Here is a 22070-nt window from a genome sequence, read left to right as displayed (position 1 = left end):
GCCCAGCGACCATATCCACCTGCGGCTTCGCCGCCCTGTTCAGTCTTCTCTGCGGTCTCTGCGGCCTCTGCGCGAACCAACTCTTCTTCAGGGCGCAAACTTCGCCGGTGCCGGGCTCGCCGTCACGAAAGTCCCTGCGCCGACTTCGCGCACTTCCATCGCGCGTTCGGCGACGCCATTGGCTTCGAAGCGGAACACGCCGTCGAGCCCGATGAAGCCATCGCGCGTATAGAGCTTGGCGGTGGGGAACAGGGTGCCCGGCTTCCACCCGCGCGCGACATTGAGCGTGAGGAGCACGGAATCGTAGCCCAGCGTGGCAAGGCGCGAGGGCGAGGCGCCGAAGCGGGTGCGGTAGGACTGCTCAAACTGGCCGAAGCGCTTGTCGGAAACGGCGGCGAACCAGGCCCCGCGCATCGAGGGGCTCTTGGCGATCGAGGCATCGCCGTTCCACAGCTCGGTGCCGAGAAGCTGCGTGCCATTGGCAGCCGGCGCGGCCATCAGCGCGATGCGGCCGCTATCGCCGATCAGGAGGGCATCGACCGGCCCCTTGGCAAGCACGCGGCGCACCGCGCTCGAGACCGAAGTGTTGGAGCGGTCGTAGCTTTCGATCGCGGTAACGGTGAGCCCGCGCGAGCGTGCGGCGACCATGAGCGCGGAGGACACGCGCTGGCCGTAGGCGCCGGTGGGAATGATCGCGCCGACCGACTTCAGCCCCTTGTCCTGCGCGAAGCCGATCACGCGGGCGATGGCCTGTGCGGGCACCTGGCCGAGCACGAAGACATCGCGGTCGGCAACGGTCGCATCATTGGAATAGGTGATCATCGGCACCTTGGCGGGCCGCGCAACACTGGCGACCGCGACGACTTCATCGGCGAGCAGGGGGCCGAGGATCAGGCGATTGCCATCGAGGATCGCCTTGTTGGCGGCAAGCCCGGCGCCCAGCGCGGTATCGTAGGTCGTGATGCGCACGTTCTGCGCATTGGTATCGAGCAGCGCCATGGTGGTGGCATTGGCGATGGCCATGCCAACGGGTGCGTTAGGGCCGCTCATCGGCACGAGCAGCGCGACGCGGTGGCGATCGGCGTCTGTCGGCAGGACATTGGCATCGGGCGTCACTTCCACCGGCTTTGGCGGGGGCGGCGGCGCGGCGGGTTTGGGGATCACGGCGCAGCCGGCGAGCAGGGCAAGCGCCCCGCACATGATCCAGCGCCGCAGGTTCCCGCCTGCTGTCCGCCCGCTTCCGATCATCATTGGCTTGCCGCTCCCTGGTAGCCGGTCCATTGGACTGCGTATGGATACGCCCCTGCTCGAACCCGGTCTCTATATAGTCGCGACCCCGATTGGCAATCTCGGTGACGTCACCCGGCGGGCAATCGACGTACTTTCACGCTGCGCCGTTGTTGCCTGCGAGGATACGCGGGTGACAGGCAAGCTCTTGCATCATCTTGGAATCAAGCGGCCGCTGCGGCGCTATGACGATCACGCGAGCGATGCGGCCCGCGAGGCGCTGCTGGGGGAGATGACGCGCGGGGCCGTGGCGCTGGTCTCTGACGCGGGAACGCCGCTGATTTCCGATCCCGGCTACCGGCTGGTGCGCGAGGCGCGCATCCGCGGGATTGCGGTGACGACGATCCCCGGTGCGAGCGCGCTGGTGGCGGCGCTGACGCTGGCGGGGCTGCCGACCGACCGCTTCCTGTTTGCAGGCTTCCTGCCGAGCAAGGACAAGGCGCGCGGCGATGTGCTGGCGGAACTGGCCGCAGTACCGGCGACGCTTGTGTTCTATGAGACGGGGCCAAGGCTGGTTGCCTCGCTGGACGCGATGGCGCGGGTGCTGCCGGGGCGGGAGATCGCGGTCGCGCGCGAGCTGACCAAGCTGCACGAGGAATGCCGGACGGGCACGGCGGCGGAACTTGCCGCGCACTACACCGCGCATCCGCCGAAGGGCGAGATCGTGCTTCTTGCGGGGCCGCCGGGCGCGGCGGAGAAGCCGGGCGAGGCCGATGTGGATGCACTGTTGCTGGCGGCGCTGGCGGACTTGCCGGTTTCCAAGGCAGCGGCGCAGGTGGCCAAGGCGCATGGGCTGGACCGCAAGGCGCTCTATGCACGGGCGTTGGAATTGCGGGGGTGAGCCGCGAGGAGGCCGAGCGGCGTGGGCGGCGCGGGGAGAGCCTTGCAGCGTGGTACTTGTGGCTCTGCGGCTGGCGCATTCTCGCCAGGCGGCAGCGCGTGGGCGCGGGCGAGGTCGACCTTGTGGCGCGCAAGGGGCGCACGGTCGCGTTCATCGAGGTGAAATGGCGCAGCAGCCGGGCTGCGCTGGATCAGGCAATCGATGAAAGGCGGCTGCGGCGCGTGGCGCGTGCGGCGGAGGCGCTGGTGCCGCGCTTTGCTGGGCCGGGCGACGATATAAGGATCGACGTGATCCTCCTTGCGCCGAGGCACTGGCCGCGCCACATGGCCAACGTCTGGCAGCCTTAGGTCCCGATGTCTCGACTTCGCTCGACACGAACGGGAACTGAGAAGCCAATCCGTTCGTGTCGAGCGAAGTCGAGACACAGTGCACAGGAATAGCCGCATGACCCTTCGCGTTGCCGTCCAGATGGACCCGCTGCATTCGATCAATATCAACGGCGACAGCTCGTTCGCGCTGATGCTGGCGGCGCAGGCGCGGGGGCATGAGCTCTATCACTACGACGTCGGCGCGCTCTCGCTCGACGAGAATGACAGGCTGACGGCGCGCGCGGTGCCGGTGACGGTGCAGCACGTGGCGGGCGATCACTACAAGGCGGGCGAGGCGCGGCGGCTCGATCTGGGGCGTGATATCGATGTGGTGCTGATGCGGCAGGATCCGCCGTTCCACATGGGCTATATCACCGCGACGCATCTGCTCGAGCGGATCGAGAGCGAAACCTTGGTGGTGAACAACCCGCGCAGCGTGCGCAATGCGCCCGAGAAGGTGATGGTGCTCGACTACCGGCGCTTCATGCCGCCGACGCTGGTGACGCGTTCGGTGGAAGAAGTGCGCGCGTTCCAGAAGCGCCACGGCGCCATCGTGATCAAGCCGATCCACGGCAACGGCGGCAAGGCGATCTTCCGCGTTTCGGAAGAGGGCGAGAACCTCGGCGCGCTGCTCGAAGTGTTCAACCAGACCTGGCCCGAACCGCACATGGTGCAGGCCTTCCTTCCCGAAGTGACCGAGGGCGACAAGCGCATCGTGCTGGTGGATGGCGAAGTGGCGGGCGCGATCAACCGCAAACCTGGCGAGGGTGAGTTCCGCTCAAACCTTGCGGTGGGCGGCTATGCCGAGAAGACCGCGCTGACCCCGGAAGAGCAGGAAATCTGCGCCGCGCTGGGGCCGGAACTGAAGCGGCTGGGGCTGATCTTCGTCGGCATCGACGTGATTGGCGGCAAGTGGCTCACCGAAATCAACGTGACATCGCCGACGGGGATCGTGGCGATTGATCGGTTCAATGGGACCGATACGGCGGGGATGATCTGGGATGCGATCGAGGGGCGGGTTTGACGGGCGCCTTTATTCCTCACCTGGTTAGCCGTCCTGAAGTCGTAGACCTGCACGCATTGAGGACACGACATGACGGCAATCGGACCTGCGGGCGGCTCCTACGTCTATCCGTCCAACGTCATGCGGTTTAACGATGGTAGCGTAATCGCTACCGCCGAATTGAAGCTGGAAGATAGGAATGCTTGGGCACAGGCCGCAGCCGATTCCTACAATCGATCTGATGATGGCAAGATTCATCCCAAAACCGTCGAAGAGGTTCTGCGCCAGGATGATGAGTCCGAGCGAATGAAGTTGAAAATGGCTCTCGGCATGGAAGCCTTCCTTGCGGGCGAAGGCGTGCCAGTGAATGGCACCACGCAGGAGATGTACGCCCGCGCGATCGAAGAGGTCAGCGCGGCCAGGGGAAAGCCCTACAGGTATCATTCCGGCCCTGTCGTGATCGAAGCCTTGAATGTCAGTTCCGCTGTCAATGCGCAGAAGGCGCTTACTGGCGGTGACCTGAAACTCCTGACGAGGTATGGCCAGTACTTGCGAAACGAAGTGGCTGCTGCGACTAAAGTCCGTTCTGACGTTTCGTTCCGAGGTGTTTGGGGCAAGGACCGCGTCACCAGCGATGTGAACGAATACATCGGCTGGCTGATGCAGGTGATGAAGCAGAGTTCGACGGACGGAGCCGGGGCAAAGGTGGCCCAAGCGTAAGAACATCCTACCTTTTTTCACGAAGTGCAAACGGGGAGGTGGCAGCCCGTAGGGCTGACGGAGGGGTTCTTTGCTGGCGTATTTACCCCTCCGACCCGCCTGCGGCGGGCCACCTCCCCATTTGTGCCTGCGGCAAAAATGGGGAGGATTTTGCCATATCGGCTCTTTCTCCTTCTGGTCCTCCCCGTTTTTGCGCAGCACAAACGGGGAGGTGGCATTGGCGCAGCCAATGACGGAGGGGTTATTGCCAAGGTCGAAACAACCGCGCGATGTATCCTTGGCGCGCAAGCTGCGCGCGGAACTGAGCTTGCCCGAGACGCTGCTTTGGCGGCATTTGCGGCTTCAGCCGGATGGTGTGAAAATCCGGCGGCAGTATCCGATTGATGCTTGGGTGCTGGATTTTTACTGCGCTGCCGCCAAAGTCGCGTTCGAGATTGATGGCATTGCGCATGATATGGGCGACCGGCCGGTGCGGGATGAGCGCCGGGATGAAGCACTCAGGGCGCTGGGTATTGAGGTGGTGCGGATAGCGGCGGCGGATGTGTTGAGGTCGCCGGAGGATGTGGCGGAGGCGGTTGTTCGCTATTGCAAGCGTTGATGACCCCTCCGACCCGCTTCGCGGGCCACCTCCCCATTTGCACTTCGTGAAAATGGGGAGGATCTTAAGGGTTACGCCTGCTCGGAAAGCCACTGCTCCAGATACTTGATCGAGTAGTCCCCATCGAGGACCTTGGGGTCGGTCAGCAACTTCTGGTGGAGCGGGATCGAGGTCTTCACGCCGCCGATGACCATTTCTTCCAGCGCGCGCTTCAGGCGCATGATGCAGCCTTCGCGGGTGCGGCCATAGACGATGAGCTTGGCGATCATCGAATCGTAGTAAGGCGGGATGCGGTAGCCGGCGTAAAGCCCGCTATCGACGCGCACGTGCATCCCGCCTGCCGCGTGGTAGCTGGTGACGAGGCCGGGCGAGGGCGTGAAATTGAACGGGTCTTCCGCGTTGATGCGGCACTCGATGGCGTGGCCGCTGAAGACGATGTCTTCCTGTTTGACCGAGAGCGGCTTGCCATCGGCGATGCGGATCTGCTCGCGCACGAGATCGACGCCGGTGATCGCTTCGGTGACGGGATGCTCCACCTGCAGGCGGGTGTTCATTTCGATGAAGTAGAACTCGCCGTTTTCCCAGAGGAACTCGATCGTGCCCGCACCGCGATAACCCATGTCGGCCATCGCCTTGGAGACGATGCCGCCCATGCGGTCGCGCTCGGCTGCGGAGATGACGGGGGAGGGGGCTTCTTCGAGTACCTTCTGGTGGCGGCGCTGCAAGGAGCAGTCGCGTTCGCCGAGGTGGATGGCGTTGCCGTTGCCATCGCCGAAGATCTGGAATTCGATGTGGCGCGGGTTGCCGAGGTACTTCTCGATATAGACGGTGGCATCGCCGAACGCGGCCTTGGCTTCGCTGCCGGCCTGCTGGATCAGCGTTTCGAGCTCGTCGGGGCCGTTGCAGACCTTCATGCCGCGCCCGCCGCCGCCTGAAGCCGCCTTGATGATCACCGGATAGCCGGCTGCTTCCGCGATGGCCTTGGCTTCCTTGATATCGGAAACCGCGCCGTCCGAGCCCGGAACCAGCGGCAGACCGAGCTTGCCGGCGGTGCGCTTGGCCTCGATCTTGTCGCCCATCGTGCGGATATGTTCGGGCTTGGGGCCGATCCAGGTGATGCCGTGGGCTTCAACGATATCGGCGAACTGGGCGTTCTCCGAGAGGAAGCCGTAGCCGGGGTGGATCGCATCGGCATGGGTGATCTCGGCCGCGGAGATGATCGCGGCCATGTTGAGATAGCTGTCTTTCGCAGCCGGGGGCCCGATGCAGACGGCGTGGTCCGCGAGGCGCACGTGCATGGCATCGGCATCGGCGGTGGAATGCACCGCGACCGTTTCGATCCCCATTTCATGCGCGGCGCGGTGGATGCGCAGCGCAATTTCGCCGCGGTTGGCGATCAGCAGGCGGGAAATGGCCATGGGGCGCGCGGCCTCAGGCGATGACGACGAGCGGCTGGTCGAATTCGACCGGCTGCGCGTTTTCGACCAGGATCGCGGTGATCTTGCCGCCAGTGGGCGCAGTGATGGGGTTCATCACCTTCATCGCCTCAACGATCAGGAGCGTGTCACCGGCCTTGACCGTGGCGCCAACCGTGATGAACGGCGCGGCGCCGGGTTCGGGGGTGAGATAGACCGTGCCGACCATCGGCGAGCGCAGGGCGTTGGCGTGCGTTTCCGCAGCGGGTGCTTCGGCAACTGCCGCCGGAGCCGCCGCGGGGGCCGGTGCAGCGGCGGGCGCGGGCGCATAGTTCATCACCGGAGCGGCGGTGATCGTGCGGGCGACGCGGATCTTGCGCGTGCCGTCCTCGACTTCGATCTCGGTCAGGCCGGTATCGGAAAGCAGTTCGGCCAGTTCGCGCACCAGCGCGCTGTCGATTGCCATTTTGGCGCCCTCGTCGCCGCGGTCATGCCCCATTTTGTTGTCCTTGCGGGTGATCGTGTCGAAAGGCGGTTCCATGCCCGCCGCGCCGCTCCGAGGCAAGAAAAACCGGAATGGGCGGCGTGGAAAAGCCCCGAGTGCCCCTTGGGGCCTAAGCTTCAGAGGCGGCGCGCGCCTTCGAGAGCAAGGAGGTAGCTCAGCGGCCCGAAGCCCGCGATGGTGGCCTTGGCGGCCATGCCGACAAAGGACTTGTGGCGGAAGGCCTCACGCGTGTGCGGGTTCGAAAGGTGGACTTCGATCACCGGGGTGCGAATGGCCAGAATCGCATCGTGCAGCGCCACGCTGGTGTGGGTGAAGGCACCGGCATTGAGCAGCACGGCCTTGGCACCGACGGCCTGCGCTTCATGAAGCCAATCAACGAGATGGCCTTCATGGTTCGACTGGCGCAGATCGATTTCGAGGCCGAGTTCGCGCGCGCGATCTTCGAGCATCCCGGCGATATCGTCCAGCGTGGCGGAGCCATAGATCTCCGGCTCGCGCGTGCCGAGCAGGTTGAGATTGGGGCCGTTGAGGACGAAAACGGTCTCTGGCATGGCGGGCTCCGGCGAAGGCAATGGCAAGGCAAGCGGCTCTGATAGAGCGTGAAGCCAGCCGTGCAAGCCTTGCGCGTATCAGCGCCTGGCCCGATCAGCCCTTCCCATTATCCGCCATCGGCGGCGGTGCGCCCGGTTCGCCGCCATCGTCGATGGACGCGGCGGGGTCGTCACCGTCCGGATTGTCATCGCTTTGCACGACAGGGTCGGGCTGCGAGATGGCTTGCGGCTGGTTGGTTGCGGCCAGTGATTCGGCAGCCTTGGCCTTCTTTTCCGCCGCATCGGCCTTGGCCTCAACCGCCGTCATCCGCTCCTCGAGCGCGCTCACGCGGTCAACGTCGCAGCCGGCCAGCAGCAGCGAAAGCGCGGCCGCCGCGCCGGCGAGGGCGAGGCGGCGCGCGAGTGCCCGATTGGTGGGAAAGAAGCGGTGTGCGTCCATGCTGCCAAGCGTCATAGCAGGCAAAGATTACCCGAAACTAACCAAGCAGGTGCTTTCAGGCAGTAAACTTGCAGACTGCGCCGTCGAGGTTGGAGGCAAAACGGCTCAGTGCAAGGAGGCAGGGCGCAGGGATATGTCGATATCTCAAGGCCTGCCGACGCAGCAATGGGCCGTTTTGGTCCAATCCCTGCGGGACGCCCAAATGGCTTCCATCTCGAACCAACGCGCCCTTGGAAAGGCAACCAGCCTTTCAGGCGGACGCCTTGGCCCGATATGTTCGCCATTTGGGCGCCTCGATGGCGCAGTCTGCAAGTTTACTGCCTACTGATCCGTGCCGCGTGCCTTGCCCCACTGGCGGGCCGCCGTGTAGCCGAGGTAGGCCGCGCCGAAGAGCGCGTAGAGCGGCTCGGGCAGGCCGGCGAAGTAGGCGGTCATCGCCTCGGTCATCGCGCGGGCAGAGGCCGGGCGCACGGCGCCGAGCAGGCCGAGCGGGATCGCCCAGAGGATCATCGCGTACATCACATAGAGGAAGGTCGGGCGGGCGAGCGCCACATAGCGGCGGGAAACGGCGGTAAGGGGCCGGGTGGTCATGGTGGCTGCGTCCTTTCAGGGGGGATGGGGACGCCGGGCCAGATAGCGGCAAAAAGGTGTGTAGGAAAATGGTTTGGAGCAGCGGGCAGTTCCCACCCCCACCCGAATTATCGCTACCCTCTGTCCGGTTTATGGCAATGGACGTGCTGCACTGCGGTAGATAGGGCAGTGGCCTTGCTGTCATGCTGATGTAAACAGATGGTATCGCGCAGGTTCAGGGGCAGGCATTTGGTCGAGGCTTTGCGGCGGATTTCTTTCGGGCGGGGCCTGCTGGCGCTGAGCGCGCTGGTCTCGGGCTCGTGCCTCTATGCCGCGGCGGACGAGACTGCCGCGCCTGCGCCATCGCTGGACGAGCGGCGCGCCGCGCTGATTGAGCCGATGCTCGAGGACTACTGCTCGCGCTGCCACAACGATTTCGATCACGTCGCAGGTCTTTCGGTTGCCGACCTCAAGGCGAGCGACATCGCGGCGGGCCGCAATGCCGAGGCGTGGGAGAAGATCCTGCGGCGCGTGGCGGCGGGCGAGATGCCGCCACATAGCAAGAAGCAGCCCGATCCGGCGATGCGGGCGGACTTCGTATCGTGGCTGGATGAAGGCCGCGCGCAATACGTCGCGGCGCATCCCGATCCGGGCGCGGCCCCGGTGCGGCGGCTCAACCGGCGTGAATATGCCAATGCGGTGCGCGATCTGCTGGGCGTGGAGGGCGATTTCGCCGCCGCGCTGCCGCCCGACAATTCGGGCTTCGGCTTCGACAACATCGCCGATGTGCTCAGCGTCTCGCCCACCTTGATGGAGCGCTATGTCGCAGTCGCGGGCAAGGCGGCGCGGCTGGCGACGGGGCTGGTGCCCAAGCGCGATTTCGTGACGACATGGCAGGTCGCCAAGGATGGCTCGGTGATGAATTCCGGCATCCCCGCCTTCAACGAGCGCGCCGGGGCGGACCTTCCGCTGGGATCGCGCGGGGGGACCGCAGTGCGCTACACGGCGCGCTGGGACGGGGCTTATGACATTGCCGTCTGGCTCAATTCGAACACCAACAACGAAAGCGACCGGCTGCCGGAAGACCGCTTTGCGCTGCGCGTGCCGATGAAGGCGGGCGCGCACCGGATCGCGGTTTCGTTCCGGCGGCAGACCTGGCCGAACGAGGCGGTGCAGGTGCTGCGCAACTCGACCGACTATGTGCCGCTGCCGGTGGACAAGCCGGTCGATCTGCCGCTCGATGTATGGGTGGACGGCCAGCGCGCGGGTACGATGACGGTGCCTTCGTTTCGGGTGCACCCGCGCTATTCGCAAGCCAATTTTCCGCGCGACGTGCTGCAACTGGATGTGGCGGGGCCGTTCGATGCGGCGGGCAATGCCGATCTGCCCAGCCGCAAGGCGGTGTTTGTCTGCCAGCCAAAGCGGGCGGTGGAAGAGGCATCTTGCGCGCGTCGTATCCTTGGCGGCTTGGCAAAGCGCGCGTGGCGCGGGCCGGTGAGCGCGGCAGAGCTGGCACCACTCCTGAAGATCTACGAAGGCGAGCGTGCGGCGGGCGGTTTCGAAAACGGTGTCGAGGCGGGCATCGAGGCGCTGCTGGTTTCGCCGCGCTTCCTCTTCGCGGTGGAGACGCCGCCTCCGGCCGGCAAGGCTGGCAGCGTTATCCCGGTTTCCGACTACGATCTGGCGACCCGGCTTTCGCTGTTCCTGTGGAGCTCGATTCCGGACGAGCGGTTGCTCGCGCTGGCGGGGCAGGGCAAACTGCACCAGCCTGCCGTGCTCAGCGCCGAGACCGCGCGGATGCTGGCGGACCAGCGCGGCGAGGCGCTGACAGAGAATTTCGCCGGGCAGTGGCTCTACTTGCGCAATCTGGATCAGCAGCGGCCTGATATCACCGAATTCCCGCAGTTCGACGTGCCGCTGCGCGCCGCGATGGCGACCGAGACGCGGATGTTCTTCGGCCATGTGCTTTCCGCGAACCGGCCGGTGACGGACTTCATCCGCGCGGACTACACGTTCCTCAACGAGCGGCTGGCGCGGCATTACGGGATCGAGGGGGTGCGCGGTCCGGCGTTCCGCAAGGTCGCGCTGGGGGCGGACCTGCCGCGCGGCGGGCTGCTGGGGCAGGCGAGCATCCTGACCGTGACGAGCTATGGCAACCGCACCTCGGTGGTGAAGCGCGGCAAGTGGATCCTCGACAACATGCTCGCCTCACCGCCGCCGCCGCCGCCGGCGGATGTGCCGGCGCTAAAGGCCGAGCACGACGGCAAGAAGCTGACCGCGCGCGAGCAGCTGGAGCTGCACCGCGCCAATCCGGCCTGCGCATCGTGCCACCAGCGGATGGACCCGCTGGGCTTTGCATTGGAGAACTTCGACGCAGTGGGTGCATGGCGCGCGCAGGATGCGGGGCAAGTGATCGATGCGGGCGCGGTGCTGGCAGACGGGACGGCGTTCAAGGGTTTCAGCGGCTTGCAGCAGATTCTGCTGGATCGGCGCGAGGAATTTGCGCGGGCGTTCACCGAGCGGCTCATGACCTATGCCCTGGGGCGGGGTCTGGGGCCGCAGGACATGCCGGCGGTGCGGGCCATCGCGCGCGACGCGGCCAAGGATGACTGGCGGGTGCAGACGATCATCAAGGGCATCGTGATGAGCCCCGGCTTTACCTTGCGGCGGGTTCCGACGCAGCCGACCAACGTGGCGCTCGCCGCGAGCGGATGGAGACCGCATCGATGATCATCAAACGCGCGAGCCTCAGCCGCCGTACCGTGCTGCGCGGGCTTGGCACCACGCTGGCGCTGCCGTTCCTCGAAGCGATGATCCCGTCTGCCCGTGCGGCGGAGGCGGCGGCTCGGCCCAAGCGGCTTTCGGTGTTCTACACGCCCAACGGCATGACGATGGACGCCTATCGCCCGGTGGCGACGGGTGCGGACTATGCCTTGCCGCCCACGCTCGCGCCGCTGGAGCCCTTCCGCAGCGACGTGGTGGTGGTGAGCGGGTTGGGCCATCCGCAGGCGGCGGCATTCGGGGACCGACCGGCGGGACATGGCCGTTCGTGCCCAGCGTTCCTGACCGGTGCCCATGCGCGGCAGACCGAGGGGCCGGACATTCGCTGCGGCGTTTCGATGGATCAGGTCTTCGCGGCGCATCTGGGCGAGACGACCACGATCCCCAGCCTTGAACTCGGGATCGATCAGGCGAGCCTGCTGGGCAGCTGCGACATCAACTATTCCTGTGCCTATACCAACGGCATTTCGTGGCTGACGCCCACGGTGCCGCTGCCAGTCATGGCCAATCCGCGCGACGTGTTCGAACGCCTTTTCGGCGATGGCGAGGCTCTCGATCCCGCGAGCAGGCTGGCGCAGGCGCGGCGGCAGGCCTCGATCCTCGACTATGTGCGCGAGGATGCGGCGCGGCTTTCGCAGGCGCTGGGTGCGGAGGACAAGCGCAAGCTCGATGAATATCTCGATGCGACACGCAGCATCGAGAAGCGTATCCAGCGCGCCGCGAATGGCCCGCAGGCTGAGGCGGGAAGCTTTGCCGAGCCGGCGGGCATCCCGGCAGACTTTGCCGAGCATGTCCGGCTGATGATTGATCTGCAGGTGCTCGCCATGCAGGCAGACCTCACGCGCGTCTGCACCTTCATGCTGGGGCGCGAGATTTCGAACCGGACCTATCCTGAAATCGGCGTACCGGATTCGCACCATATGCTGAGCCACCATGGCAAGAACGCCGACAAGATGGCCAAGCTCGCGGTGATCAATCGCTATCACATGGAATTCTTCGCCTATGCGCTGAAGCGGCTGAAGGAGACGCGCGACGGGGCGGGATCGCTGCTCGAAACCACGCTTGTAATCCGGGGCTCGGCGTTCGGCGATTCCAACGATCATGACTTCATGGACCTGCCGGTGATCGTGGCGGGCGGGCTGGTGCAGGGTGGGCAGCATCTCGCCTTGGGCAAGGGGACGTCGATGTCGAACCTGCTGCTGACCGGGCTCCAGTTGCTCGATGTACCAGCCGCGAAGTTTGGCGACAGCAGCGGGCCGCTGGCGGGGCTGACGCGTGCGTAGGCTGGCGGCGTTCCTGCTGGCGATGACGCCGCTGCCCGCCATCGCGCATGGAGCGGACGATATCGCCCGCGCGATTGCGGATGATGATCCCGCGGCGCTGGCGGCGGCGCTGGCGCATGGGGCGGATGCCAATGCCGCGCTTGAATATGGCGAGACGCCGCTGGCGCGCGCGGTCGAGACGCAGGATCCGGCGCTGGTCGATGCGCTGCTCAAGGCCGGGGCAAAGACCGATCGCGCCGATGCGCTGGGCGTGACGCCGCTGCTGCTCGCCTGTGAGCGCGGCAATGGCGCAATCGTGGCGGCGCTGGTGGCGGCGGGCGCGCCGGTCGATCAATCCAATGCGGACGCGGTGACGCCGCTGGCGATGTGCGCGCGGTTTTCCGATGCGGAAGGTGTGCGGGCGCTGCTGGCGCGCGGCGCGGCGGCTGAAAGCGCGGATATGCGTGGGCAGACGCCGCTGATGTGGGCGGCTTCCGCAGGGCGGCTCGATGCGGTTTCGGCGCTGCTTGCGGCGGGCGCCCAAGTGAACCGGGAAACGCCGAACGGCTTCACCCCTCTGTTCTTTGCCTTGGCGAGCGGGAAGGCCAATCTGGCGTCCGCGCTGATCGCGGCTGGGGCGGATGTGATGCATCGCGGGCCGGAGAACACCAGCGCGCTGCAGATGGCGCTCTACCAGAAGAACTGGGCGGCGGCGGAGGAGCTGGTGCGGCTGGGCGGCGGCGATGTGTCCGAGCTTGACCGCGAGGGGCGGCGGCCGCTTCATGTGGCGGCGGCAGCGGGGCAAGCTTCGCTGGTGGCGGCGCTGCTCGAGCGCGGGGCCGAGCCTGATGCGCTGTCCGGCCCGTCGAAGATCACCTGGGTGACCGAGGCCAATTTCGGCATGCCGCCCCCGCCGGTGCAGCCGACAACCGCGCTGATGGCCGCGGCCAAGGCGGGACAGGCGGATGTGATGTGGCAGTTGGTGCGGGCGGGCGCGAACGAGCATTTCGTCGATGGCGCCGGGGTCAACCTCGTGCTGGCAGCGGCGCAGGGGCGCGATCCGACCGCACTGACGCTGGCGATCGAGCTGGCAGGGGATGCCAACGTGATGGACAAGGACAAGACAACCGCGCTCCATATGCTGGCAGGCGGACCGTTCTTCCCCACGCTTCCGGCGATGCTGCGCGTGTTGGCGGCGAAAGGCGCGCGGGCGGACCTTCCCAACGCCAAGGGCAAGACCGCGCTGCAAGTGCTCACCGATGGGCTTGCCACGGTGCAGGCCGCGTTTCATGAAGTCTATCCGGACAAGGCGGCTGTCTTGGCCCAGTCGCAATAAGTTGCCCCACTGATTTTCTCTGCAGAAGGACCACTGCCGATGACCCGAGCAAGACCGTTCCTGATCGCCGCCGCACTCACCGCCCTGGTGGCTGGCGGGGCCGCCTCCATCGCTGCCTCGCCTGCCGAGACCATTGCCGCGCGGCAAGCCAACTTCAAGAAGATGGGCGGCGCGATGAAGGCGCTGAAGGATGAGCTGGGCGGCGGGGCGGACAAGGCCAAGCTGCTCGCCGCCGCGCGCACGCTGGCGGCCACGGCGCGGACGCAATGGGTGCTGTTCACGCCGGGGACCGGGCCGTCCTCGGGCGTGAAGACCGATGCGCTGCCGGCGATCTGGACGCAAAAGGGCGCCTTCGATGCCGCCTCTGCCAAGCTGGTGGCCGAGGCAGACAAGCTGGTCGGGATTGCCGGATCGGGCGACACTGCGGCGGTGCTGGCGCAGTTCAAGGCCGTTGGCGGCACGTGCGCAGCCTGCCACAAGCAGTTCCGCGCCGAGGACTGAGGCGAAGAGGCCATTGGGGATGAGCACTGAAGACGAAACCGTGAAGGTGTGGGACCCGTTTGTGCGGGTCTTCCACTGGAGCCTGATCGCGCTGTTCGGCATTGCCTGGTGGAGCGGTGAGAACCACGACATGGAGCGCCACCGGCAGGCGGGCTACGCCATCTTCGCGCTGGTGGTGTTCCGCGTGTTCTGGGGCTTTGCCGGATCGCGCACGGCGCGCTTTGCGCAGTTCCTGAAAGGGCCTGGCGCGATTGCCGCCTATCTGAGGACGCACGACGGCGAGACGCCTTCCGACGGGCACAATCCCTTGGGCGGCTGGAGCGTGGCCGTGCTGCTGGCGGTGATCCTGACGATCACAGTGGCGGGGCTTTTCGCGGTCGATATCGACGGGATCGAATCCGGGCCGCTGGCGGACTGGGTGAGCTTTGATGCAGGCCGCACGGCCTCCGAATGGCACGAAGCCGTGTTCAAGGCGGCGCTAGCGGTGATTGGCCTGCACATCCTCGCTATCGGCTACTATCAGGTGCTCAATGCGCACAACCTGATCGGGCCGATGATCACCGGGCGGCGGGACCGGGCCAAGGGCGAAGCGGTCGAGGATGTGAAGTGGTCGCCGGTCATGGCACTGGTTGGGATTGCCGGGGTCGGCGCGTTGACCTGGCTGGTGATGAACGGGTTCAAGCTGGGCTGAAGCTGCCAAGCCAGGCACAGCCCCACTCCGCTCACCCTGAGCTTGTCGAAGGGTGCTGGCACTACGGCCGAGTGCGATGCTTCGACAAGCTCAGCATGAGCGGTTTTGCTTGAGTTCTGTGGAGCGATTTCAGCCGAGCCGCTCCGGCACGGCCTGGGCTTCTTCCGCCAGCGTTTCGGCGGTCATCACCGCTTCCCACGGGAAGACGAACCAGCGCTTGTCCTCGGCGCGGTCGATCACTTCGGCGGTGTAATCAACGCGGGCCTTGGAGCGGCAATTGTCCTTGAGCACCGCGAAGCGCAGGTTATCGGGGTTGCAGCCGTTTTCCGAAAGCAGGCCCCGGATGTAGGCAATCGTGCCGCCGCTGTCGTTGATATCGTCCACGAAGAGCAGGCGCGTGCCGGTGGTGGACTTGTCCGCCACCTTGCCGAGCAGTTCGTCGGCAAAGCCCGGGACTTTCGAGGAATGATCGATCGAGAGCATCGGCACTTGCAACTCGTGGCTGATGTAGACCGCAGGGACGAGGCCGCCTCTGCCGATGCCGATGATGAAGTCGGGCTTCCAGCTATCGGCTGCCAGCAGCCGCGACAGGCTGCGAACGCTGCGCAGGAAATCCTCGTAGGGGATGTAGTTCAGCACGGGAGCGGCAGCTTCGGTCATGTCCGTTGGGGTCCGTTTGTCGGGCAGCAAAGGAGAGCGGTTACCGATTCCCGCCGCGCGGGGCAATTGCGGCAAGGGCACCTTTTCAACCGGAATTGCGCGCGGTGCCCGCCGGCGGCCAAGCGAGTTCGGCAAACGCGGTCTGGATCTCGCCTAGCACGATATCTGCGGCATAGCTCGGCGGGCGGGCGGCGGCAGTGCACAGCGCGAGGGTCATCGGGCGCAGCACGGGATCGGAAATGCGGGTGAACGAGAGGAGGCCCTCGCGCACCTCCGTCACCACATCGAGCGAGGTGAGGATGCCGATGCCGATGCCCTGCAGCACGAGGCTGGTGATCATCTGGATGTTGTTGCTTGTCGCCTTCCGGTCGAGCGTGATGCGCGTGGTGCCCTCGAGCACGGCGATCTGCTGGTGGACCGCAAGCGGGCTGGAGGGCACGACGACGGGCGAGCCGACGCAGGATGAAAAGCGCGCCTCGGCCTGTTCGCCGAAGGGGTGGCCGGCGGGGGTGATGAAACCGAGGTGCACGTCGACGAAGGCGCGCACGGTGATGTCGCGGTAGGATTCGGGGCCGAAGAACACGCCGAAATCAACTTCTCCGGAGGCGATCATCCGCCGCACAGAATCGTTCGCGGCGACTTTCACTTCGATGGTGATGCCGGGATAGCGGCTCTGGAGCGACTGGATCGCGGCGGGGATCACGCCCTTGGCCAGCGCATCGATGATCGCGATTTCGACATGGCCGCGCTTCAGCCCGCGCAAGTCCTCGATCTGCGCGCGCACTTCGGCAAGGCTCTTCTGCCAGCGCCCGCCCGCCGCCATGAAAATCTCGCCGGCAGCGGTGAGGCGCAGGCCGGTCGGCAGGCGCTCGAACAGCGGCATGCCGATTTCGGCCTCGACATTGAGGATCTGGCGGTCGATCGCCGAGGCCGACACATTGAGCTCGTCCGCCGCCTTGCGGATCGAGCCGAGGCGGCCGACGGCGAGGAAATAGCGCAGGAAGCGGGAGAATGCCGGCACCGATTTTTACCCTACCTAATTTTCGCAACACCTTGCGCGATTCATTGCATTTGCGCGAAACAGGTCAAGGCCATAATCACGCCGCAACGCAACAAACGGGATCGAAACTTGGGTCGCAGGGCAGGGGGCAGTTGGATGATGGCACGGCGCGCGCTGGGCGCGGCGCTGCTCGCCGCTTCCGCCGCTCCGGTGATCGCCGAGCCCGTTTTGAACGATCCCGCGCGCGAGGCCGCGGTTGCCAAGTTGATCGAGGAGGCGCGTGAGAGCCCGCCGGCGCTGCGCGTGCTGCTGCGCGGCATGCCCAAGGGCGGGGACCTTCACAACCACCTTGCCGGCGCGATCTATGCCGAGGATTTCCTGAGTTGGGCCGGAGCCAAGGGCTTCTGTGTCGACGAGGCGGGGCTGAGCGTTGAGCCGCCACCGTGCCCGGCGGAGCGCGCGATCGATCGGTTCGCGGCGACCAACGAATTCGGCATGGACCGGCTGATCGACGCGATGTCGACGCGCGGTTTCCAGCGCGGGGTGGGGCAGAACGACGTTTCCGGCCATACCCAGTTCTTCCGCTCGTTCGACCGCTTCGGGAAAATGGGCGGCGAGACCGCGAAGATGCTCACCGCGACGCGGCGCATCGCGGCGGGGGACCATGTTTCCTATCTCGAGCTTGATCACAACACGAACACCCTCGTTTCGGTGGTGCGCGCAGCGGGCGATGCGCCCATCGCCGCAGCGGACCTTGCTGCCGTCTACGCAAGCGAGGCAAAGGATTTTGCGCCGCTGGTGCCCCGCGCGCGGGCCGAACTCGATGCGGACGAGGCGGCTTCGGCCAAGGCCATGTCCTGCGGCACGGCGGCGGCCGAGCCCGCCTGCAAGGTGGCGGTGCACTACCTGTTCCAGGCGCTGCGCGCGCTGCCGCCGCGGCAGGTTTACCGCTCGCTGATCCTCGGTTTCATGATGGCGGATGCGGATCCGCGCTTCGTTGGCGTCAATATCGTGATGCCCGAGGATGCCTGGCTGGCGCGCCGCGATTACGGCCTGCACATGGCGATGATCCGCTTCCTCGCCGCGAAATATCCGCGCGTTAAGCTGACACTGCATGCCGGCGAGGTAACGCTTGGGCAGGTGCCGCCAGCGGACCTCAAGGACCATATTGCGCAGGCCGTGGCGGTTGGCGCGAAGCGGATCGGGCATGGCACCGGGATCGCTTTCGAGGATCAGGCCGAGGATACCATGGCCCGCATGGCGCGTGAGGGGATTGCGGTCGAGATCAACCTCACCAGCAACGCTGTGATCCTTGGCGTCAAGGGCGCGGACCATCCCTTGCGGCTCTATCGTGCGCACGGCGTGCCGGTGGTGCTCTCGACCGATGACGAGGGTGTGCTGCGCTCCGACATGACGAATGAATATGTCCGTGCCGTGCGCGAGCAGGGGCTGACTTATCCTGAGCTCAAGCAGATCGCGCGGGCGGGCCTTGCTTATTCCTTCGTGCCCGGCGGGCCGCTGTGGAGCGATCCGGTCGCGCTGGTGCCGGTGGCGGCCTGTGCTGATTTTGCCACACCTTCTTGCCGCAAGTATCTGGCGGGCAACGAGAAGGCGCGGCTACAGGCAGATCTTGAACACCAATTTGCAGCATACGAGGGCGCACGTCTGGCGCGGGCCGGAAAGGTGCCTTAAGAGCGTAATACGATTTGCCAAGTCAGTGGCATTATAAAAAACGGGTGCACCCAGCCACGGGGATGCTGCGAAGAGCGGCATGGCGGCAGGGAAGATACCCGAGGGTTTGCGGGAGAGGCGCGGTTTCAACCACGCGCATTGCGGCCTTCACGGCGAGTGAGGGCGGTGCGCCTTTTGCGTCCCAGGGGGTTTCTCAATGCTCTACCCGAATAGTTCCGCGCAAGTTTTTGCGCCGCGCAGCCTTGTGAAAGGTCTTGTTGCGCTTCTTGGTTGCACCGCGCTGACCGCGCCCGCCTTCGCGCAGGAAGCCCCCGCCGATGAGCCGCCCGCCAAGGAAGAAATCGTCGTCGTAGGCTCGCTGAACGCGCTGCCGGTGAAGGACGTCGGCTCGATCTTCGGCTTCGACAAGAACCTGGTTGAAACCCCGCGTTCGGCCTCGACCGTCTCCAAGGAGCAGATCGAGCGTTTCGGCATCACCGAGATCTATGATCTCGTGTCGCAATCGCCGGGCGTGTTCACCAACTCGTTCTTCGGCGTCGGCGGCGCTCTCGACATTCGCGGCACCCCCGGCGAAGTCTATTTCCGCGGGATCCGCCGCCTCGACAACCCGGGCAACTACCCGACCCCGATCGGCGCTTCGGACCGCATCGACATCGTGCGCGGCCCCGCCTCGCCGATCTATGGCCCGTCGAAGACCGGCGGCTACATGAACTTCGTGCCGCTGACCTCGCGCGCGGCGGGCGGCAAGTTCCTCGACAATCCCGAAGGGCAGCTTTCGTACACGGGCGGCAGCTGGGCGCGCAACGTGCTGAGCGCGCAGGTGCGCGGTCCGGGCAAGATCGGCAGCCAGGAATTCGGCTACAGCCTCTATGGCCAGGTTGAGGATTCGGGCAGCTACTACCGCAACATGTCGACCCGGCAGACGATCCTGCAGGCCGCCTTCGATACCGACCTTGCGCCCAACCTGCGGCTCGAGTTCGGCGGCATGCACCACAACTTCAAAGGCCAGCAGAACGGCGGCTGGAACCGCCTGACGCAGGACCTCGTCGACAACGGCAATTACATCACCGGCGCGGCCAAGCCGCTGGACACCAACGGTGACGGCCAGATTTCCCATGCCGAAGCCAAGGTCGCCAACGGCGGTTTCGGGCTCAATCCGTTCGGCAGCGCGTTCTGCTCCAGCCCGCCGTTTGCCAACCCGTTTGGCGGCCTGAACAATGCGTGCCTTGCCACGCTGTATCCCGATTCCGGCCTGACCGGCGTGGGCACGGCCAAGCTGGACCGGCGCAACACGCTGACCGCGAAAGATGACAAGCTGAACAACGTGGCCAATACGGCCTATCTTGATCTCGCCTTCGATGCCGGCAACGACCTCGAGATCAAGAACCAGCTGTTCTACGATGGCTACAGGAACGAGAACGAGAACCAGTACGGCTTCTCGCAGTTCCACAAGTCGTACGTGATCGAAGACCGTATCGTCGTCTCGAAGGTGTTCAAGACCGATATCGGCAAGTTCTCGCTCGAAGTCTCGCCGTCGATCCGTTACACGAACTTCCGCCATGGCGACGACTTCAACTATGAGTACTTCAACCGCGTCGACCTGACCGTGGGGTATAACGCGCTTTCGGATCGTCTGCTTTCGACCGAATGCGACTGCAACTATACCAGCTACAACGTCGGTCACTACACCGACCTCGGCTTTGCCGGTCTGGCCAACCTCGATTTCAACTTCGGCCTCGATCTCACGCTGGGTGCCCGTTACGATCACGTCAAGGTGACGACGGCCGATCTGGCTTCGAAGCTGGAGGATCCCACCAGTGCCGGCTCGGCGAAGAACTCGAAGGGTGGCTGGTCGTGGTCGGCCAGCGCCAATTACAAGTTGCCCCTCGGGCTGATCCCCTATGTCACCATTTCGCGCCAATCGACGATCATCGCCGGGCAGGGCGCGGAAATTACGACGGCTGACGCACTTTCGGGCGCGTTCATCAGCGCCTCGAAGCTTTATGAAGGCGGCATCAAGGGCAGCTTCCTGAACAGCCGGCTCTATGCGGCGGTCTCGGTCTACAAGCAGACCCGCACGGATCGCAATTCGCAGGCGATCGTGACCAACCAGGCGGTGCAGACCAAGGGTATCGAAGCCGAACTGCGCTGGTCGGTCGACAAGCACTTCCTGCTTTCGGCCAACTACACCAAGACCAAGGTCGAGAACCTGACCGCGATCGGCGACGGCGTGCTGTTCAGCTTCTTCGGCATCGAGGATCTGAAGGGCCTGAACCCGGCGCTGTACCTTGGCGGCCAGCCGATCGGTCTCGTGCCGATCCCCAACCGCAATGCCTCGCGCCGCGCGGGCATTCCAGAAGATCTGTACTCGGCAACCGCGACCTACTCGTTCGACAATGGTCTGGCCTTCGCGGGCAGCATTTCGCACGTGCCGTCGGTGTTCTCGGGTCAGTCGCAGACGGTCCGGCTGCCGGCCTACACGCTGGTTGACGTGAGCGCTTCGTTCACCACCGGTCCGTGGCTGTTCCGCGCGGTGGTGAAGAACGCGACCAACGCCTCCTACTTCCGCGCCAACTTTACCGAACTGTTCGGCGCGACGATTGCACTGCCCGAGCGTCCGCGCAACTGGCAGGCTTCGGTCGTCTACAAGTTCTGACGAGCCCATGGGCGAGGGGCGGCAGTGCCGTCCCTCGCAACTTTTCTGAAATGATTTCAGGGTGATCAAACCCATGCGCTTGCTCGCGCGACTTGCGTTTCTTGCCGCCGCCTTGCTGGCACCGGCCGCTGTTTCTGCCGCGCCAGTGGCCGATGCCGCGACGCTGGCTGCGGTCAAGGCCTGCGCCCCGGCGCGGCCCTGCGCGGTCAAACTGCCGGTGCGGGTGGTGGTCGTCACCATGTTCGAGATCGGCGCGGATAGCGGCGACAAGCCGGGCGAGTTCCAGCTCTGGAAAGAGCGCCGCAACCTCACCGAAACGCTGCCGTTCCCGCAAGGGTGGCACGATCTCGCCTATGATCCCGAAACCGGCGTGCTGGCCATCGTAACCGGCATGGGTTCGATCAAATCGGCCACGGCGGCACTGGCGCTGGGGCTGGATGATCGGCTTGATCTGTCCAAGGCCTATTGGCTGGTGGCGGGGATCGCCGGGATCGATCCGGAGGATGCCTCGGTCGGTTCGGCCGCCTGGGCGCGCTATCTGATCGACGGCGATATCGCGCACGAGATCGATGCGCGCGAAATTCCGAAGGGCTGGTCGAGCGGCTACTTTGCGCTCCACAGCAAGGGGCCGATGGACAAGGCCCCGCTCGATCCGGTGAACGGCGAGATGTTCGAGCTTAATCCCGCGCTGCAGGACTGGGCTTATGCGCTTACGAAAGACACGGCGCTGCCCGATGATGCCCGGATTGCCGAGGCCCGCAAGGCGTTCAAGGGCTATCCCAATGCGCAGAAGCCGCCGTTCGTGCTGAAGGGCGATAACCTTGCGGCGATGACGTTCTGGCACGGCGCGAAGATGACGCTGTGGGCCAATGACTGGACGAAATTCTGGACGCGAGGGAAGGGCGAATTCGTCACTTCCGCGATGGAGGAAACGGGCACGTTCCAGTCTATCGAATATCTCACCAAGGTCGGCCGGGCGGACCGGGACCGCGTGCTGGTGCTGCGCGCAGGCAGCAATTTCACGATGCCGCCGCCGGGCCTGGATGCTGCGACCTATCTCCTCAGCGAGAACCAGGGCTATGCCGGGATGACTGCGGCGCTGGAGAGCTTGTACATAGTGGGCGGCAAGGTGGTCGACGAGATCGTGGGCCACTGGGACCGCTATGAAAAGAGCCCGCCGAAATGAGCGGAAGC

General features: G+C 65.4%; 21 protein-coding genes. 13 read left to right on the top strand and 8 right to left on the bottom strand.

Annotated features, from left to right (window positions below):
* Positions 1–87 precede the first annotated feature (87 nt).
* Positions 88–1251, bottom strand: a complete 1164-nt coding sequence (locus ACODS2_RS18585) for a penicillin-binding protein activator (protein ID WP_489000155.1) — start codon at positions 1249–1251, stop codon at positions 88–90.
* A gap of 40 nt (positions 1252–1291) precedes the next feature.
* Here ACODS2_RS18585 and rsmI point away from each other — a divergent pair, with 40 nt between their 5' ends.
* From rsmI to ACODS2_RS18560, 5 genes are all read left to right on the top strand, one after another.
* The gene (gene rsmI, locus ACODS2_RS18580; protein WP_489000154.1) at positions 1292–2128 is read left to right on the top strand and encodes a 16S rRNA (cytidine(1402)-2'-O)-methyltransferase; all 837 of its coding nucleotides are present in this window, start codon (positions 1292–1294) and stop codon (positions 2126–2128) included.
* Positions 2125–2475, top strand: coding sequence for a YraN family protein (locus ACODS2_RS18575; protein WP_489000153.1), 351 nt, complete (start codon positions 2125–2127; stop codon positions 2473–2475). Before rsmI ends, ACODS2_RS18575 begins: the two co-directional genes overlap by 4 nt.
* Before the next feature lie 97 nt (positions 2476–2572).
* Positions 2573–3520, top strand: a complete 948-nt coding sequence (gene gshB, locus ACODS2_RS18570; protein ID WP_489000152.1) for a glutathione synthase — start codon at positions 2573–2575, stop codon at positions 3518–3520.
* 69 nt (positions 3521–3589) lie between these two features.
* Positions 3590–4219 (top strand): hypothetical protein, encoded by a 630-nt coding sequence (locus ACODS2_RS18565; RefSeq protein WP_489000151.1) that lies wholly within the window; start codon positions 3590–3592, stop codon positions 4217–4219.
* Between the two features lie 277 nt (positions 4220–4496).
* Positions 4497–4817, top strand: coding sequence for an endonuclease domain-containing protein (locus ACODS2_RS18560; protein WP_489000150.1), 321 nt, complete (start codon positions 4497–4499; stop codon positions 4815–4817).
* A 71-nt stretch (positions 4818–4888) separates the two neighbouring features.
* On the opposite strand, the gene accC is transcribed toward ACODS2_RS18560, so the two are convergent.
* The 5 genes from accC to ACODS2_RS18535 all read right to left on the bottom strand — a co-directional run bounded on the left by accC (position 4889) and on the right by ACODS2_RS18535 (position 8318).
* Complete coding sequence (gene accC, locus ACODS2_RS18555) at positions 4889–6235, bottom strand: acetyl-CoA carboxylase biotin carboxylase subunit (RefSeq protein WP_489000149.1); 1347 nt, start codon at positions 6233–6235, stop codon at positions 4889–4891.
* A gap of 13 nt (positions 6236–6248) precedes the next feature.
* The gene (accB, locus tag ACODS2_RS18550; protein WP_421839849.1) at positions 6249–6698 is read right to left on the bottom strand and encodes an acetyl-CoA carboxylase biotin carboxyl carrier protein; all 450 of its coding nucleotides are present in this window, start codon (positions 6696–6698) and stop codon (positions 6249–6251) included.
* Between the two features lie 155 nt (positions 6699–6853).
* Positions 6854–7288: a type II 3-dehydroquinate dehydratase gene (gene aroQ, locus ACODS2_RS18545; protein ID WP_298167686.1), complete on the bottom strand. Its 435-nt coding sequence runs from the start codon at positions 7286–7288 to the stop codon at positions 6854–6856.
* A 94-nt stretch (positions 7289–7382) separates the two neighbouring features.
* The gene (locus ACODS2_RS18540) at positions 7383–7727 is read right to left on the bottom strand and encodes a hypothetical protein (protein ID WP_489000148.1); all 345 of its coding nucleotides are present in this window, start codon (positions 7725–7727) and stop codon (positions 7383–7385) included.
* A gap of 321 nt (positions 7728–8048) precedes the next feature.
* The gene (locus ACODS2_RS18535; RefSeq protein WP_489000147.1) at positions 8049–8318 is read right to left on the bottom strand and encodes a 3TM-type holin; all 270 of its coding nucleotides are present in this window, start codon (positions 8316–8318) and stop codon (positions 8049–8051) included.
* Between the two features lie 228 nt (positions 8319–8546).
* On the opposite strand from ACODS2_RS18535, the gene ACODS2_RS18530 reads away from it, so the two are divergent.
* Genes ACODS2_RS18530 through ACODS2_RS18510 form a run of 5 tightly spaced genes read left to right on the top strand, consistent with a single transcriptional unit; the run spans position 8547 to position 14868 of the window.
* On the top strand, positions 8547–11027 hold the full coding sequence (locus ACODS2_RS18530) for a DUF1592 domain-containing protein (protein ID WP_489000146.1): 2481 nt from the start codon (positions 8547–8549) through the stop codon (positions 11025–11027).
* Positions 11024–12361, top strand: a complete 1338-nt coding sequence (locus ACODS2_RS18525) for a DUF1552 domain-containing protein (protein ID WP_489000145.1) — start codon at positions 11024–11026, stop codon at positions 12359–12361. The genes ACODS2_RS18530 and ACODS2_RS18525 overlap by 4 nt, the downstream gene beginning before the upstream one ends.
* A complete protein-coding gene (locus tag ACODS2_RS18520; protein ID WP_489000144.1) occupies positions 12354–13676 on the top strand; it encodes an ankyrin repeat domain-containing protein in 1323 nt (440 codons plus the stop codon). Before ACODS2_RS18525 ends, ACODS2_RS18520 begins: the two co-directional genes overlap by 8 nt.
* A gap of 39 nt (positions 13677–13715) precedes the next feature.
* The gene (locus ACODS2_RS18515) at positions 13716–14177 is read left to right on the top strand and encodes a c-type cytochrome (RefSeq protein ID WP_298167703.1); all 462 of its coding nucleotides are present in this window, start codon (positions 13716–13718) and stop codon (positions 14175–14177) included.
* A 19-nt stretch (positions 14178–14196) separates the two neighbouring features.
* The gene (locus ACODS2_RS18510; RefSeq protein WP_489000143.1) at positions 14197–14868 is read left to right on the top strand and encodes a cytochrome b/b6 domain-containing protein; all 672 of its coding nucleotides are present in this window, start codon (positions 14197–14199) and stop codon (positions 14866–14868) included.
* A gap of 129 nt (positions 14869–14997) precedes the next feature.
* Here the strand turns inward: ACODS2_RS18510 and ACODS2_RS18505 are convergent, their stop codons facing one another.
* Positions 14998–15528, bottom strand: coding sequence for a phosphoribosyltransferase (locus ACODS2_RS18505; RefSeq protein WP_489000142.1), 531 nt, complete (start codon positions 15526–15528; stop codon positions 14998–15000).
* Positions 15529–15613: 85 nt separating this feature from the next.
* Entirely contained in the window at positions 15614–16549 is a 936-nt protein-coding gene (locus ACODS2_RS18500) for a LysR family transcriptional regulator (RefSeq protein WP_489000141.1), read from the bottom strand.
* 135 nt (positions 16550–16684) lie between these two features.
* Between ACODS2_RS18500 and ACODS2_RS18495 the strand changes: the two genes are divergently transcribed.
* The 3 genes from ACODS2_RS18495 to ACODS2_RS18485 all read left to right on the top strand — a co-directional run bounded on the left by ACODS2_RS18495 (position 16685) and on the right by ACODS2_RS18485 (position 22062).
* Positions 16685–18220, top strand: a complete 1536-nt coding sequence (locus ACODS2_RS18495) for an adenosine deaminase family protein (RefSeq protein ID WP_489000140.1) — start codon at positions 16685–16687, stop codon at positions 18218–18220.
* Positions 18221–18464: 244 nt separating this feature from the next.
* On the top strand, positions 18465–20876 hold the full coding sequence (locus ACODS2_RS18490; RefSeq protein WP_489000139.1) for a TonB-dependent siderophore receptor: 2412 nt from the start codon (positions 18465–18467) through the stop codon (positions 20874–20876).
* Positions 20877–20949: 73 nt separating this feature from the next.
* Positions 20950–22062: a purine nucleoside permease gene (locus ACODS2_RS18485; RefSeq protein ID WP_489000138.1), complete on the top strand. Its 1113-nt coding sequence runs from the start codon at positions 20950–20952 to the stop codon at positions 22060–22062.
* Positions 22063–22070: the final 8 nt, after the last annotated feature.

It is taken from the genome of Novosphingobium sp. FG137 (assembly GCF_057809735.1).
Note: the sequence above shows the minus strand (reverse complement) of the source record. Positions and strands in the feature narration are given on the sequence as shown.